Source organism: Salmonella sp. A29-2, assembly GCF_020150755.1.
GTDB classification, from domain to species: Bacteria; Pseudomonadota; Gammaproteobacteria; order Enterobacterales; family Enterobacteriaceae; genus Salmonella; species Salmonella enterica.
This window is the reverse complement of record NZ_CP083731.1, coordinates 2288843-2304256: the sequence shown is the minus strand read 5'-3', so window position 1 is coordinate 2304256 and position 15414 is coordinate 2288843. Positions and strand designations below refer to the sequence as shown.

13 protein-coding genes are annotated in these 15414 nt (G+C 46.4%); 8 read left to right on the top strand and 5 right to left on the bottom strand.

Annotated features, from left to right (window positions below; all coding sequences use genetic code 11):
* Positions 1-101 precede the first annotated feature (101 nt).
* Positions 102-1328, top strand: coding sequence for an SPI-2 type III secretion system effector SseJ (gene sseJ, locus K8W53_RS11250; protein ID WP_023224925.1), 1227 nt, complete (start codon positions 102-104; stop codon positions 1326-1328).
* Positions 1329-1448: 120 nt separating this feature from the next.
* On the opposite strand, the gene K8W53_RS11245 is transcribed toward sseJ, so the two are convergent.
* Entirely contained in the window at positions 1449-1793 is a 345-nt protein-coding gene (locus tag K8W53_RS11245) for a DUF1294 domain-containing protein (protein WP_000281191.1), read from the bottom strand.
* 925 nt (positions 1794-2718) lie between these two features.
* On the opposite strand from K8W53_RS11245, the gene K8W53_RS11240 reads away from it, so the two are divergent.
* The 6 genes from K8W53_RS11240 to K8W53_RS11215 all read left to right on the top strand — a co-directional run bounded on the left by K8W53_RS11240 (position 2719) and on the right by K8W53_RS11215 (position 8380).
* A complete protein-coding gene (locus K8W53_RS11240) occupies positions 2719-3480 on the top strand; it encodes a transporter substrate-binding domain-containing protein (RefSeq protein WP_023203155.1) in 762 nt (253 codons plus the stop codon).
* A gap of 6 nt (positions 3481-3486) precedes the next feature.
* Positions 3487-4134: an amino acid ABC transporter permease gene (locus tag K8W53_RS11235; RefSeq protein WP_023194419.1), complete on the top strand. Its 648-nt coding sequence runs from the start codon at positions 3487-3489 to the stop codon at positions 4132-4134.
* A 24-nt stretch (positions 4135-4158) separates the two neighbouring features.
* A complete protein-coding gene (locus K8W53_RS11230) occupies positions 4159-4890 on the top strand; it encodes an amino acid ABC transporter ATP-binding protein (RefSeq protein ID WP_023224924.1) in 732 nt (243 codons plus the stop codon).
* Complete coding sequence (locus K8W53_RS11225) at positions 4887-5567, top strand: amino acid ABC transporter permease (RefSeq protein WP_000560165.1); 681 nt, start codon at positions 4887-4889, stop codon at positions 5565-5567. Before K8W53_RS11230 ends, K8W53_RS11225 begins: the two co-directional genes overlap by 4 nt.
* Positions 5568-5703: 136 nt before the next feature.
* A complete protein-coding gene (locus tag K8W53_RS11220) occupies positions 5704-7254 on the top strand; it encodes a glycosyltransferase family 39 protein (RefSeq protein WP_052939385.1) in 1551 nt (516 codons plus the stop codon).
* Positions 7255-7717: 463 nt separating this feature from the next.
* Positions 7718-8380 (top strand): class I SAM-dependent methyltransferase, encoded by a 663-nt coding sequence (locus tag K8W53_RS11215; protein WP_001520112.1) that lies wholly within the window; start codon positions 7718-7720, stop codon positions 8378-8380.
* Positions 8381-8650: 270 nt separating this feature from the next.
* On the opposite strand, the gene cybB is transcribed toward K8W53_RS11215, so the two are convergent.
* From cybB to hrpA, 3 genes are all read right to left on the bottom strand, one after another.
* The gene (gene cybB / locus K8W53_RS11210) at positions 8651-9181 is read right to left on the bottom strand and encodes a cytochrome b561 (RefSeq protein WP_000527278.1); all 531 of its coding nucleotides are present in this window, start codon (positions 9179-9181) and stop codon (positions 8651-8653) included.
* Positions 9182-9297: 116 nt separating this feature from the next.
* Positions 9298-10098 carry a YdcF family protein gene (locus K8W53_RS11205; protein ID WP_001098505.1) on the bottom strand — a complete coding sequence of 267 codons (801 nt, stop codon included), beginning with the start codon at positions 10096-10098 and terminating at the stop codon, positions 9298-9300.
* Between the two features lie 63 nt (positions 10099-10161).
* On the bottom strand, positions 10162-14064 hold the full coding sequence (gene hrpA / locus K8W53_RS11200; protein WP_052938208.1) for an ATP-dependent RNA helicase HrpA: 3903 nt from the start codon (positions 14062-14064) through the stop codon (positions 10162-10164).
* 200 nt (positions 14065-14264) lie between these two features.
* On the opposite strand from hrpA, the gene azoR reads away from it, so the two are divergent.
* Positions 14265-14870 (top strand): FMN-dependent NADH-azoreductase, encoded by a 606-nt coding sequence (gene azoR, locus K8W53_RS11195; protein WP_000048924.1) that lies wholly within the window; start codon positions 14265-14267, stop codon positions 14868-14870.
* On the opposite strand, the gene K8W53_RS11190 is transcribed toward azoR, so the two are convergent.
* Positions 14867-15316, bottom strand: coding sequence for a GFA family protein (locus tag K8W53_RS11190; protein WP_023224036.1), 450 nt, complete (start codon positions 15314-15316; stop codon positions 14867-14869). The two genes, azoR and K8W53_RS11190, sit on opposite strands and share 4 nt — an antisense overlap.
* Between the last annotated feature and the right edge of the window lie 98 nt (positions 15317-15414).

Genomic DNA, 15414 nt, shown 5'->3' with positions numbered 1-15414 from the left:
GAAGCGCAATTCTATATACACCATTTACCTGATTACTTTTCTTGCTAATATTTGTTAATTAATGTTTTGCTAAAGCGTGATTAATTAGTAAGGAGGACACTATGCCATTGAGTGTTGGACAGGGTTATTTCACATCATCTATCAGTACTGAAAGATTTAATGTGATAAAAGAAAGCGCACGCCCTCCGGAATTAAGTTTATGGGAGAAAATCAAAGCATATTTCTTCACCACCTACCATGCAGAAGCGCTCGAATGTATCTTTAAACTTTACCACTATCAGGAACTGAATCTAACACCGGTACAAGTTCGCGGAGCCTACATCAAACTTCGAGCCTTAGCGTCTCAGGGATGTAAAGAACAATTTATTATAGAATCACAGGAACAGGCCGATAAGTTGATTATTAAAGATGATAATGGTGAAAATATTTTATCTATTGAGGTTGAATGTCATCCGGAAGCTTTTGGTCTTGCCAAAGAAATCAATAAATTACATCCCAAGCCAAAAAATATTTCTTTAGGTGATATTACCAGACTGGTATTTTTTGGCGACAGTTTATCTGACTCCATGGGGCGTATGTTTGAAAAAACACATCATATTTTACCCTCCTATGGTCAATACTTTGGCGGAAGGTTTACTAATGGATTTACCTGGACTGAGTTTTTATCATCTCCACACTTCTTAGGTAAAGAGATGCTTAATTTTGCTGAAGGGGGAAGTACATCGGCAAGCTATTCCTGCTTTAATTGCCTCGGTGACTTTGTATCAAATACGGACAGACAAGTCGCATCTTACACCCCTTCCCACCAGGACCTGGCGATATTTTTATTGGGGGCTAATGACTATATGACACTACACAAAGATAATGTAATGATGGTCGTTGAGCAACAAATTGATGATATTGAAAAAATAATTTCCGGTGGAGTTAATAATATTTTAGTCATGGGGATTCCCGATTTGTCTTTGACGCCCTATGGCAAACAATCTGATGAAAAAAGAAAACTTAAGGATGAAAGCACCGCTCACAATGCCCTGTTAAAAACTAATGTTGAAGAACTAAAAGAAAAATACCCCCAGCACAAAATATGCTATTTCGAGACTGCCGATGCATTTAAGATGATAATGGAGGTGGCCAGTAATATTGGTTATGATACGGAAAACCCTTATACTCACCACGGCTATGTACATCTTCCCGGGGCTAAAGACCCTCAGCTGGATATATGTCCGCAATACGTCTTCAATGACTTTGTCCATCCAACCCAGGAAGTCCATCATTGTTTTGCCACAATGTTAGAAAGTTTTATAGCTCATCATTATTCCACTGAATAATGTTCCATCGGCTGCGGTACGCCTTGAGCAAAACACCGCTCAATATCATAGTGCCGGTGGCATGAAAATATGAGGTTGTCTTTGCTGCCGGTTGGTCAATAAGTGATCCATACTCTATGTTCAGTAGGACAAAAATGGATAGAGTCGATAGATCGCCACCGTAACTACAATACTCACTATCACACTGACGATAAAGTAGGTTTTGAATGGCTGCTTTTGCGTTTTATGACGGAAGAGTTGTTGACCAACAATCGCACCAGGCCACCCACCGACAACCCCAAACACCAACAAAGTGGATTCCGGCACTCTGCGCCAGGTTTTACGTGCCGCCGTTTTATCTACACCGTAGATCGCCAGCGTTAGCACATTGGCGAGCAGGAACCACATCGCGACGGGATGCGATGTAAAAATGCTTCCGACCGCAGCGGAGATCAGGAGTAAATAACAAAAGCGGTTAAGATACATATTATTATGTCATAGCAATGATTAGGGACATCGGAGCCCATTATACGCGATACATGCGCCTATGTGATGCAGAATTTTCTTTTCATTCAGCCAACGAGTCATCGAGTCATCGAGTCATCGAGGATTCATTTTTAATTACCATGGTAATCATAAGGTAATTAACGTGTTGTGAACACGATTAAAATGGGTAAAGCCACCGAAAATGTTACCACCTTAACCATTGCCAGGATAACTTAATGGAGAACCCTCTTTATTGCTGTTTGTTATCCGGTTGGCAGTCTCAGTTTTGGATTTATTTATCGTATTTATATTTATTACATAAGATGTACGATGTTAATTTGAGAATTTTATCTCGACAACCGCATATATTAAGATATTTCTGAATTAAGATTATTATCGATTAAAACAAGTTAACGTTTTGATAAACATAACAACATCGTCAGAACTCCTGATCTGTTGTCGTTTGTTCATAGGATAAATAATTTATATGCTTGCAAATATAGATAGCACGCAAATCAACTTAGCTCAGAAAATGTATTTGACAAGCAAAGATAAGTCTTTATATTGGCCCTGGATAGAGTGGTAAGATGATACTTAGAGACATTAAATACACCGTCACTGAAGCATTTATCTGCTTATCATGTAAATATGTATGCGTAAATGGAGCATAAACTATGTCCAGTATACTAATGTCTATGGTATCTTTACATTTTCACCTTTCATGGGGCCGCTGCACTCATATCCAGTTGATATCTCATGGTATATTCAATCCATTCCCTTTGATGATTCCTGTCAAACCTCCTGATTAAATTAGTTAACAGCGATGGAATACATAACGTTAAGTACTTTACGCCTGCAAATGTCAGGTTCACGCCCTAATGCTTAATTTATAATACGCATTACCTTACCACAGGAAATAGATAGCATGTTATCCAAAAAAATTGGCTTATCGATGATAGTGTTGGGAATAATGTCGTCTTCAGCTTTTGCTGATAGCATCGTTGAAGGGAGAACACTCAATGTCGCAGTATCACCGGCCTCTCCCCCTATGTTATTTAAAAGTGCTGATGGCAAATTACAGGGGATAGATCTGGAGCTTTTTTCGTCTTACTGTCAGTCACGGCATTGTAAGCTAAACATCACCGAATATGCCTGGGATGGAATGCTTGGCGCAGTGGCGAGTGGTCAAGCAGATGTCGCATTTTCGGGAATTTCAATCACAGATAAACGTAAGAAAGTTATTGATTTTTCTGAACCTTATTACATCAACTCTTTTTATCTGGTCAGTATGGCCAATCATAAAATAACGCTCAATAACCTCAATGAATTAAATCAATATTCTATTGGATACCCTCGAGGAATGGCTTACTCCGACCTTATCAAAAACGATCTGGAGCCCAAAGGATACTACTCGTTAAGTAAAGTAAAATTGTATCCAACCTATAATGAGACGATGGCTGATCTAAAAAATGGCAATCTTGATCTGGCTTTTATAGAAGAGCCGGTTTATTTTACCTTCAAAAATAAGAAAAAGATGCCGATAGAAAGCCGTTATGTTTTCAAGAATGTTGATCAGCTTGGCATTGCCTTTAAGAAAGGCTCTCCCGTGCGCGATGATTTTAACTTATGGCTTAAAGAGCAAGGGCCACAAAAAATATCTGACATCATCGATAACTGGATGAAATAGTAAGCTATGTCATCAGGTAATATGCTGGCTATCTTTTATTTCCTATTGGAAGGGATTGGTAATACGCTGCTTGTAACATTTACCTGTTTTCTTTCAGCGTTTTTGTTCGGGCTTACAGTCGCCGTATTACGGCGACTATCCCCCCTTCCACTACAGAAGATACTCGACGTACTGGTCTTTATTCTTCGGGGAATTCCAATACTTATTGCTGTTTTTCTTGTTTATTTTGGATTGCCATCGATTGGCATATATGTTTCACCTCTGGTGGCCATGAACCTCAGCGTCGGTTTAATCAGCGGGAGCTATCTTGCCGAGGTGTTCAGAGGGGCGCTTAAATTAGTTGAGCCATACGAAATTACGGTAGCGAAAGTAGCAGGAATGCGTCAATTACAGGTTATAATAAATATTGAACTACCACAGATGTTGCGATTTTCTGTGCCCGGTATTATCAATGAGTTTTCTTCTGTATTAAAAGCGACGCCCTTTGCTTATACTGTAGGTATCGCTGAAATAACGAAGCAGGCAATGTCACTGACAGCCATCACGCTGAACGGGGTACAGATCTATACTCTTGCCGGGGTATTATATTTCATTATTTATAAAGTTTTTACTCTTCTGGCCGGAGTGTTTGAGAAAAAATATCGCATCAGTTGAAGCATAAAAATAGAGGTGATACTCATGGCTTTACTGGAACTAAAAGAGATAAGTAAGGAATATTCAGGAAAAAAGGTTCTTGATACGGTTAGTCTGAAAATTCAATCGGGAGACATGAAAGTAGTAATGGGGCCATCGGGTTGTGGAAAAACGACGATTTTACGCTGTCTGCTTCGATTAGAAGAGCCTGATTATGGTGATATTTATTTTCACGGGAGAAATATTTATGACAAGGAATTTACTGTTCTTGAGTTCAGAAAAAAAGTCGGTTGTGTCTTCCAGAATTACGCTTTGTATCGCCATCTTAACGTTATGGATAACATTACCCTTGCCCTATGTAAAGTGTTTGGCATGCCGGGACAACTAGCCCGGGAGAAAGCCTTACATGAGCTACAAAAACTTGATATGGCCTCGCATAGCGCGAAATACCCTTCGCAATTATCGGGCGGCCAGCAGCAGCGCGTCGCCCTGGCCCGAACAATGGTCACCGACCCAGAACTCATTATTTTTGATGAGCCGACGTCTGCGCTTGATCCGCTCATGACTCGTGAAGTCGGAATGTTGATTAAGCAACTTCACGACAATGGCGTCACTATATTATGCGTCACTCATGATATTCGCCTCGCCAGATTACTAAGCGATAACGTAACGTTTCTTAATCATGGCAAGATTCGTGCAGAAGGCGCTTTTACCGATCTTGCCTTACGAGAAACGGATCCAGATATCCACTGTTTTTTTAGCGAGGCACAACGATGATCGCTGGCTGGTCTCTCTTCTTTAATGACCTGACTGAACAACTGCCACTTGTTGTGGACGGTATTAAAGAAACCTGTAAACTTGCGCTGATTGTTTCCATCACCGGTTTTTTGTGGGGAATTATTATTTTCTTTCTGAGCCTGAGCCATCGCCCCGTGGTAAAAGCCATAACTCGACTGTACATGGATTTTTTTATCGGCACGCCACTCATTCTTATTCTGTTTGTTATCTATTATGGTTTACCTCAATCTGGCATTCACCTGTCCTCTTTTACCGTGGCGGTTACAGGTTTTACCTTGAATGTCGGCGCATATAATGCCGCGTACATGACAACGGCCTATAACGCATTGAATAAATATGAAACGGAGGCAGCAGTCGTTCAGGGGTTGAACAAACGGCAGGTCTTTTTGTGGATTATACTGCCTCAGGTATTGCTGTCTTCCATTCCAGCCTTAACGAATCAGGTGATTAATAACCTTAAAGACAGCACCATCGTTTTTCTTATCCAATATACTGAGTTTTTCGCGCGAATTCAGGAGGTTGCTGCAACTAGCTTTAAATTCTTCCATGCTTACCTTTTTGCCGCCATAGTGTATCTTATTGGCGTTACCTTTATCGTCGGTTTGACCCGGTTTTTAGAGCATAGACTGCTTCGCCATTACGGTCAGGATTACTGAGTTGCACTGCACTATTCTGATTAATTCACCGCTGACATTATCAAAGTTATTTTTATTTAGTGTTGGTTAAGATTTTAACCTTCATTATTGCTGTAGGTGTCCATTCTGGTCTAAGTCTTACTCCATTGAGGATATTATGGCGCTACCACAACTATCCATATGGCAGCCCGGCGATGGGTTAAGAAAAATAAAGTATAAATATCATGTTTGTCTCATTGTTATATTCTCCGTCCTTATACGGTCGCTGTTTTTAACTGACCGCTACCTTTGGTGTGACGAAGCGTCCAGCGTGCTGATTAGTCGACATAGCGTAGATAATCTGCTCTTCCGTGCCGCTTTTGACGTGCATCCCCCGCTTTATTATCTGTTACTGCATGACTGGATGATATTATGGGGTGATAGCATTGCAGCGGTACGCTCTCTCAGTCTACTCTTTGGGATCCTGACAGTTGTGCTGGTTATCGCGCTTACGCGATGGCTGGCAAATGAGCGTACAGCCTTATTGGCGGGATGGTTCGCCGCCCTGATGCCGATGGCAGTTCATTACAGTCAAGAAACGCGCATGTACGCGTTAATGGGAATGCTAACGCTCGCTGCCGCGTTAGCATTGATGATGTGGATAAAAACACCCACCCATAATCGCTATCTTGTCGCGTATGCTTTACTTATGACGTTCAGCTTTTACACCCATTATTTCACCCTATTTACACTTATTGCCCACTGGATCGCAGTAACAATATTATCCTGCCAAAGCCATAAAACGGCCTGCTACCTTAAACTTCCTGGCTGGTGGTTTGCTAACCTGGCGATTGCTGTCGCTTATCTCCCCTGGTTGCCCGTATTGTTTAATTTACTGACTCATCTGGCGCAGTTGAGAGCCGGTAATGATATCGGTTGGATTCCCCCCGTAACATGGCGTGACCTGCCTGCGATGTACTGGCATTTTTTTACCGGAAACAACGGACAGGGTTTTCCGTCGTTCATTCTGTGGCTGGCTGTGGGAGGTTTTATCGGTACTGTGGGGCGAATATCTTTATGCAACGGAGAATATGAAAGATATCAGCTGATATTATTTTGTAATCTGGTCATCCCTGTAATACTGGTCTTTATCATTTCCTGGTGGATGCCGTTATTTATCGATCGTTATTTTTTCTTCTCATCGCTGAGCATTCCCCCCCTGCTCGCGGTATTACTTACCCGCGCAAAAAAAGCGGTTTGTGGCTTCTGTTTTATCTTATTCACCTTATTATTCGGCTATGGTTTCTATCATAATAACCCTGAGCACATAGACGAGTTTAAACCACTGGTAAACTATATTAATACCCGTCACCAGCCTAATGATGCCGTGGTAGTCAGTAAAATGTTCGATTATTTAAGTTATGTGTATTATAATAAGCGAGATTATCGTACGTTTCTTTATACACCGCCTAACGCACACGGAACATCAGGCAGACCGAATGCCTATGGCTTTGGTTCACTGTTTTATGCGCAAGCCGATCAGACATATATTGATACTCTGACAACGCTTTCAAAAAGTTACCATCGTGTCTGGTTGGTAAGCGGCGGTAACTTTAGTCAGGATTACCCCTTGCCGTCAGAATGGCAAAATATCGCAAAATTCAGAAGTGGTAGATTTCAGGTACAATTATTTGTAATACCAACTCAACAGGCGCGTCAAATGCAATGATTACCGTTTTCTATCCAGTGCAGTGATAAACAGTACTGCCACTGCCAGACCGCCTAAAAGTAAGGTCCAGCCAAACGCTTCAAAAACCTCAATCATATCGCCTCCAGGTAGGTGATATTAAATAAAGATGGCTATCTCAGCGTAACATTTAAAATATCAATTAATGTGCAATAATCGCTTTATGTGTATGAATAAATATTGTTCCTCATGCATTTAATTGCATTGCTATTATCATAAGGCTTAATATATTTATATTAACGATTATTAATTATCAACTTATAACAATATGACTGTCCAATTCATTTATCAGCTATTATTATCCTCTATCTTCTTTAAGATAACCGCTTAATTCATAATATCGCCTTTATTCGTCGCATTAAATTACTCACTCACCTGATTAATGCTTGCCTAACGATTGCTTCGTTGTTTTAATTCCAGCGCGAAATTATTTAGTGAGAGAACAATGAAGCATACACAACAATCAGGCGCAAAAGTCTATAACCCATTCACGCTTAGCTTATATGACTGGTGGGTACTCAATATCTCAAACAAATATGCCTGGAAGTGTCCTACTGATACGCGACTACTTCCTTTCTTCCTGCATCACATGGGCGAGACTCACCTGGATATTGGCGTAGGTACAGGTTATTACCTGAAACATGCACCTGCGACTCATGCCATTTCGCTGATGGATTTAAATCCGGATAGCCTGAAAATAGCCGCCAGCCGAGTGGGTAATACGAAAATCCGCGCCACACTACAACACGATGTTTTCGACACGTTCCCGGCGGACTGGCACGGGCGCTTCGATTCCGTTTCGATGTACTATCTTCTGCACTGCTTACCCGGTGAGATGACAACAAAAGCGAAGGCAATTAAAAATGCCGGTATGGCGCTTAAACCCGGCGGCACACTTTTTGGCGCCACGATTCTGGGCAAAGAGGTTCCTCACAATGCTTTTGGTAAGAAATTAATGGCTGTTTATAACAAGAAAGGAATATTCAGTAATACCAATGATTCAGCCGATACGTTACGCAGCGTGTTGGACGAACATTTCGCTAAGGTGACTTTGGAGCAACATGGCGCCGTTGCGCTATTTTCCGCCACTACGCCACGCTCATCGTAAGTACAGGCAGTTCCGAGCGGTCGGCAGCGCGATCATGTGGGTTTAACCCGTTGATTAAACATTGGATTACGGAATAGCAATTGCTTATTTTATTTGTCATACAAATAAGTATAATACCCGCTTCCGATGTAGACCCGTCCTCCTTCGCCTGCGTCACGGGTCCTGGTTAGACGCAGGCGTTTTCTGTATGGAATACGCCATCCCCTCTGATAGATGCCTTGTTTGCCTGAAGCAGTTAACCCCGCCTGTAGCAAACGTCATACAGGACGGTCAGTTACGCTTACGCGGCATCATCCGTAACAGCGTATTGTCTTTCCAGAAATAGTGATGCATCAAAGCAGCGATGGCATGAAGTCCAATAACAAAATAGCCCAGATTCGCCAGCGTGACGTGCCAGGATTTCAGCATATCTACACGTTCAAAGTTAGCTTCGGCGGCATGCGGCATAGTAATGCCAAATGCGACCCAGGGATTGCCGCGGTTATACATCATGACCAGACCAATAACAGGCAGCGCGATAAATAACAGGTAAATCACCAGATGTCCCAAATGCGCCATTCCGGTCATCATCGGTTTTGGACGAGGAACAATGGGCGGCGTGGGATATTTCAGCCGAATAATCAAGCGCGCCACCATTAAAAGCAAAATAGTGATGCCACATGAAACATGCGTCATATTAAACCAGGGCCGATAACTACGCGGCGCAAAACCGCGTAGCTCCATCGCGGCGTAAGCCACAATAACCAGAAAAAAGACTAACCAGTGAATACCAATTTGCAGGCCGGAATACTTATTGCCCATAGCGCGTCCTGAATGAAAACCGTAAAGCGACAACATAACCAGCTTTTATAAATAATTCATCAAATTTATGAAATGGTGGTCGCACTTGCCCGTTCACCCTCGCAAACGGGCGATTTTTAGCGTAAAGCTCTCTGTTCTAACGCACTGCGCAGCGTCGTATCTGCCTGCAATACCTGCCATGCCTTTTCAATATCGCGTGGGATATCAACGTGAATGATAAAATCTTTACCACGCGGTCCATACCCTGTTTCATCGTCACGCAAACGTGGCAGCTCGCCGGCAATCAGAGACAGATAACGCTCCACCGTCCAGATGCCCTCTTCAACGTTGGCAAAACGTGTACCTCCGTTAAGGTGGCGCAGTACCGGAACAAAACCAGGAAAACTCAGCCAGCGCGGCGCATCGGTGTCGTCGTTTGTCACGCGCCGAAACGCCGCGATAGTGCGCCGCTGCATGGTGGGGTCTTGCACAACGATAGCCGTGTTAATGTTTTCTTTCGCCTGACGGATCAGTGCGCAGGAGAAACGGGCATTTTCGCCGCAATTAGTCGACCGATCTTCCAGCCAAATTTTCTCAGCCGGAATATGCCAGAACTGGTTCGCGATATCCGCGAGGATCGCGGCTTCAGCGCGTCCGGTTGTGCGAATAGTATGGTAGCGCGGATGCCGGGCAATCACGGCGTACAAAAACGGCGTTGAATGACCTATACCGCCGCTAATCAGTAAAGGAACGCCTTGCGCTTTGGCGATGCGACAGGCCGCGTCGATAGTGGGGATCACCGCATTGCCCGCCAGGACGACGCAATCCGACGAATAAGGTTGTTCGCCGGAAAAATCATTTTGCGCCAGCCACTGCCCGACGGTATTCACCGCCAGCAATGTTTCCGCAGAGAGCGCCGGAAATGGCGTTGTATTCATAATTCCTCCTTTTTGTTCCGAACTTGTACCGGATCTCTTTGAAAGACATCGTCGCCTGGCTTTTTAGGCCGTAATCTGATCCATGGCCTGTAAAATACGCTTATCGGAAATAGGATAAGGCGTACCGAGCTGTTGGGCGAAATAACTGACACGCAGTTCTTCAATCATCCAACGGATCTCTTTAACATCATCATCTTCGCGACGCGCTGGAGGCAGTTTATTTATCCATTGTTGCCACGCCTGCTGGACGCTTTCGACTTTCAGCATTTGCGCCCGATCGCGGTGCGGATCGACAGCCAGTTTCTCCAGCCGCTTTTCAATTGCCTGCAGATAACGCAGCGTATCGCCGAGACGTTTAAAGCCGTTGCCAGTCACAAAACCACGGTATACCAGACCGCTCATCTGCGCCTTGATATCGGAAAGCCCCAACGCCATGCTCATATCCACCCGCCCTTTCAGACGCTTATTGATATTGAATACGGTCGTCAGGATCCGCTCAACCTGCTTCGCGATATCCACCACAGTATCATTCAGCTCGGCGCGTACCTTTTCGTGCAGCGCGGTGAAACCTGCTTCGCTCCACACCGGCCCGCCGTTGGCATCTATCAGTTTATCTACCCCGCAGGCAATACAGTCATCAATCAACTCCAGTACTTTGCCGTACGGGTTAAAGTACAGCCCCAGCTTGGCTTTATTCGGCAATTTCTCATGCAGATACTTAATCGGTGAAGGAATATTGAGCAACAGCAGACGGCGTAAACCGCACCACATCGCCTGTTGTTGTTCCAGCGGATTATCAAACAATTTGATAGCGACGCTGTCACGCTCATCCACTAACGCCGGCCACGCCTTCACTTTATAATTACCGCGTTTCTGTTCGTAGCTTTCCGGCAGCTCGCCGAAACTCCAGATATGCAGCCCGCTCTGCTCGATGCCGTCATCCGCCACCGCCGAGAGCGTCTCCTGCACTTTGCCTTTCAGCGCATTTTTAAGCTCGGCGAGCGAACGCCCTTCCTGCAGTTTCTTGTTTTTGTCATTCACCACGCGAAACGTGATTTTCAGATGCTCGGGCACCTGATCCCAATGCCAGTCCTCCCGGTCGACCGTGACGCCGGTCATCCGGCGCAGTTCACGCTCCAGAGCGTCCAGCAGCGGCAGCTCCAGCGGCGTTACGCGACCTAAAAAAGCTTCAGCATAGTTTGGCGCCGGAACAAAGTTGCGACGTACCGGTTTTGGCAACGATTTAATCAGCGCAATCACTAATTCACGGCGCAGCCCCGGGATCTGCCATTCAAAACCGCTCTCGTCAACCTGGTTAAGTAGCGGCAACGGAATATGGACGGTCACGCCGTCAGCATCCGCGCCCGGTTCAAACTGATAGCTCAAACGCAGCTTGAGATTGCCCTGGTGCCAGAAGTTCGGGTAATCCAGTTTGCTGATTTTTTCCGCGCCTTCTTTAATCAGCATACTTTTTTCAAAGTTGAGCAGATCCGGCGTCTCGCGGCTTATTTTTTTCCACCAACTATCAAAGTGGCGGGCGGAAATAACGTCATGGCTAATACGCTGGTCATAAAACTCAAACAGGGTATCGTCATCCACCAGGATATCGCGGCGGCGAGATTTGTGCTCAAGTTCCTCGACTTCCGCACGCAATTTTAGATTCTCACGGAAGAAGGCGTGACGGGTTTGCCAGTCCCCCTCCACCAGCGCATGGCGGATGAACAACTCGCGACACAACGCCGGGTCAATCTGGCTGTAATTCACCTTGCGCGCGGCGACAATCGGCAGACCGTAGACAGTAACCTTTTCCGTCGCCATCACCGCGCCTTGCGCCCGCTCCCAGTGCGGTTCGCTATATGAACGTTTAATCAGGTGCTGGGCTACCGGTTCCACCCATTCTGGCTCAATGCGGGCAGCGATGCGCCCCCACAGGCGGCTGGTCTCCACCAGTTCTGCGACCATTGTCCATTTCGGCGGTTTTTTGAATAAACCGGAACCGGGGAAAATAGAGAATCGGGCGTTACGCGCGCCGGTGTACTCTTGTTTATCGGCATCTTTCATCCCGATATGCGACAACAACCCCGTTAACAACGCAACGTGAATTTCCCGGTACTCTGCGGGTTCGCTGTTTACCGGAATCCCCAGCTCTTTTACCACCTGACGCAGTTGGGTATAGATATCCTGCCACTCACGCACGCGTAAATAGTTCAGATAGTCGGTGCGACACAGACGGCGGAATTGATTCGACGACAGGGCCTTTTGTTGCTCGCCGAGGTAATTCCACAGGTTAACAAACGCCAGAAAATCGGATTCCTTATCATGGAAGCGCCGGTGTTTCTCATCGGAAGCCTGCTGCTTGTCCACTGGGCGCTCGCGCGGATCCTGAATAGAGAGTGCGGAAGTAATGATCATCGCTTCGCGCACACAGCCATGCTTTTGCGCTTCCAGAACCATACGCGCCAGGCGCGGGTCGACCGGCAACTGGGATAATTGTCGGCCCAGCGGCGTCAGCTTATATGCCGTTTGCTGTTCGTCGGCGGTAATCGCCCCCAGCTCTTCCAACAAACGCACGCCATCCTGAATATTGCGCTTATCCGGCGCTTCGACAAACGGGAAGGCAGCGATGTCACCCAGCCCCAGGGCGGTCATCTGCAAAATAACCGACGCCAGGTTGGTACGTAGAATTTCCGGGTCGGTAAATTCCGGACGTGACAAAAAGTCATCTTCCGAATACAGACGAATGCAGATCCCTTCCGATACGCGCCCGCAACGCCCTTTACGCTGGTTGGCGGAAGCCTGTGAGATCGGTTCAATCGGCAGGCGCTGCACTTTAGTGCGGTAGCTGTAGCGGCTGATGCGCGCAGTGCCAGGATCGATCACATACTTGATACCCGGCACCGTCAGCGACGTTTCCGCCACGTTAGTCGCCAGCACGATACGGCGTCCGCTGTGCGACTGGAAAACGCGGTTCTGTTCGCTGTTCGACAAGCGTGCATACAGCGGCAACACTTCGGTATGCCGTAAGTTCAGCTTGTTCAGGGCGTCGGCGGTATCGCGGATTTCCCGCTCTCCGCTCATAAAAATCAGGATATCGCCGGGACTTTCACGCCCCAGTTCATCAACAGCGTCGAAAATTGCCTGTAGCTGATCGCGTTCAGTGTCGTCAGCCTCTTCCACGATGGGGCGATAACGAACTTCTACGGGATACGTTCGGCCAGAGACTTCGATAATCGGCGCGTTATTAAAGTGGCACGAGAAGCGTTCCGGGTCGATGGTCGCAGAGGTAATAATCACTTTCAGATCGGGGCGACGCGGCAGAAGCTCTTTCAGATAGCCGAGCAAGAAGTCAATATTCAGGCTGCGTTCATGCGCTTCATCAATAATGATGGTGTCATACTGCATCAATAGCCTGTCCTGCTGGATTTCCGCCAGCAGGATACCGTCCGTCATCAGTTTGACCATGGTGTTGCTACTGACATGATCGCTGAAACGAACTTTATAGCCGATGCAGCCGCCAGGCTCCGTTTGCAACTCTTCGGCAATGCGGTTAGCGACGGTGCGCGCCGCCAGACGACGCGGTTGAGTATGTCCAATAAGTCCTTTAATTCCGCGTCCCAGTTCCATACAAATTTTCGGCAACTGGGTGGTTTTACCGGAACCGGTTTCCCCTGCCACGATCACCACCTGATGATCGCGGACCGCTTCCAGAATGTCCTGTTTCTTCTGGCTAACAGGCAGATTTTGCGGATAAGTGATTGAGGGGCGCGCCGCTTCGCGGAGAGCGACCTGCGTCGCAGCCTGTTCAATTTCTTTCGCCATCGTCTGGAAAATGGCCTGTTGCGCATCAGGATTTTTTACTTTCTTTACGCCATGCAGGCGGCGCGAAAAGCGCTGTTTGTCGCGCAGCATCAGTGCATCCAGCCGCTGCTGTAACACCTGAAGCGTCAACATAGATTGTTCAGTCATAAAGCTCTTGGGCAGCATTCTGCCTGTTTAAAATCGTTTTAAATGATAGGTATAGAGTACCACATTGGGGCTTTTTTTGTGTTGTTCAATAATTTCGAACAAAGGGTTCGATATATTGCGCTATCCCTGCGACATATTTGTGAATAAAGTGTCAACAAGCAACGGGGCTCGCCCCTTCAAACACATAAAAGGAAACACCCATGAGCAAGGTATTAGTTCTTAAATCCAGTATTCTGGCAGGGTACTCTCAGTCTGGTCAGTTGACTGACTATTTTATTGAACAATGGCGCGAAAAACACGTCGCAGATGAAATTACTGTCCGCGATCTGGCGGCCAACCCTGTTCCGGTGCTGGATGGCGAGCTGGTGGGCGCGATGCGTCCGGGCGATGCGCCTTTAACGCCACGTCAGCAGGACGCTCTGGCGCTGTCTGATGAACTCATTGCTGAACTGAAAGCCCACGACGTCATCGTTATTGCGGCGCCGATGTACAATTTCAATATCCCGACGCAGCTGAAAAACTACTTTGATCTGATTGCCCGCGCCGGTATCACTTTCCGCTATACCGAAAAAGGCCCGGAAGGTCTGGTAACCGGTAAACGCGCGGTGGTTCTCTCCAGCCGCGGCGGTATCCATAAAGACACCCCGACGGATTTGATTGCACCTTACCTGAAAGTGTTCCTTGGTTTTATCGGTATTACCGACGTGAATTTTGTCTTTGCCGAAGGCATCGCCTACGGGCCGGAAGTGGCGGCTAAAGCCCAGGCCGACGCAAAAGCCGCGATTGACAGCGTCGTGGCCGCTTAAATATTTTTGCCTCCCGTTTCGACGGGAGGTGACTTCTTAGGTTCGTAGCGCAAATATCCTACCACGCCGCAACTGCCGCCATCGCTGGGATGCGTTACCCCATCATTGACTTCAACGCAGGCGAAATCAAAAGGCGACACATTTTCGATGCACGCCACATTGACCCCATATTGATCGGGATTGGATCGGCGCTGATGAAAAGTATATATCCCGCATACCGAACAGAAAAAATGCACCGCCTTGCCCGTATTGAAGCGATATTCGGTAAGCTTATCCTGCCCTTTTAGCACTTTAATACCCGATAGCGGCGCAGACACTGCCACCGCTCCGCGCATCCGGCAAAACGAACAGTTGCAGCGCCTGGCGGTATGAAAGCCATCGCTAAGTTGAACGGTAAACACGACGCTGCCACAATGGCAGGCAGCAGATAATTTTTCAGACGTCATACCTGGTTACTCTCGCGAATAGTGATACCAGCCAACAGTATAGAAATAGCCTTCCGGTTCGCCTAATGTAAATACGACCTTCGTATTCAGAAATTACC

What these genes read in the sequence shown, in the direction of transcription:
- sseJ (WP_023224925.1), top strand. Translation starts at nt 102, where the DNA reads ATGCCATTGAGTGTTGGACAGGGTTATTTCACATCATCTATCAGTACT.
- K8W53_RS11245 (WP_000281191.1), bottom strand. Translation starts at nt 1,793, where the DNA reads ATGTATCTTAACCGCTTTTGTTATTTACTCCTGATCTCCGCTGCGGTC.
- K8W53_RS11240 (WP_023203155.1), top strand. Translation starts at nt 2,719, where the DNA reads ATGTTATCCAAAAAAATTGGCTTATCGATGATAGTGTTGGGAATAATG.
- K8W53_RS11235 (WP_023194419.1), top strand. Translation starts at nt 3,487, where the DNA reads ATGTCATCAGGTAATATGCTGGCTATCTTTTATTTCCTATTGGAAGGG.
- K8W53_RS11230 (WP_023224924.1), top strand. Translation starts at nt 4,159, where the DNA reads ATGGCTTTACTGGAACTAAAAGAGATAAGTAAGGAATATTCAGGAAAA.
- K8W53_RS11225 (WP_000560165.1), top strand. Translation starts at nt 4,887, where the DNA reads ATGATCGCTGGCTGGTCTCTCTTCTTTAATGACCTGACTGAACAACTG.
- K8W53_RS11220 (WP_052939385.1), top strand. Translation starts at nt 5,704, where the DNA reads ATGGCGCTACCACAACTATCCATATGGCAGCCCGGCGATGGGTTAAGA.
- K8W53_RS11215 (WP_001520112.1), top strand. Translation starts at nt 7,718, where the DNA reads ATGAAGCATACACAACAATCAGGCGCAAAAGTCTATAACCCATTCACG.
- cybB (WP_000527278.1), bottom strand. Translation starts at nt 9,181, where the DNA reads ATGGGCAATAAGTATTCCGGCCTGCAAATTGGTATTCACTGGTTAGTC.
- K8W53_RS11205 (WP_001098505.1), bottom strand. Translation starts at nt 10,098, where the DNA reads ATGAATACAACGCCATTTCCGGCGCTCTCTGCGGAAACATTGCTGGCG.
- hrpA (WP_052938208.1), bottom strand. Translation starts at nt 14,064, where the DNA reads ATGACTGAACAATCTATGTTGACGCTTCAGGTGTTACAGCAGCGGCTG.
- azoR (WP_000048924.1), top strand. Translation starts at nt 14,265, where the DNA reads ATGAGCAAGGTATTAGTTCTTAAATCCAGTATTCTGGCAGGGTACTCT.
- K8W53_RS11190 (WP_023224036.1), bottom strand. Translation starts at nt 15,316, where the DNA reads ATGACGTCTGAAAAATTATCTGCTGCCTGCCATTGTGGCAGCGTCGTG.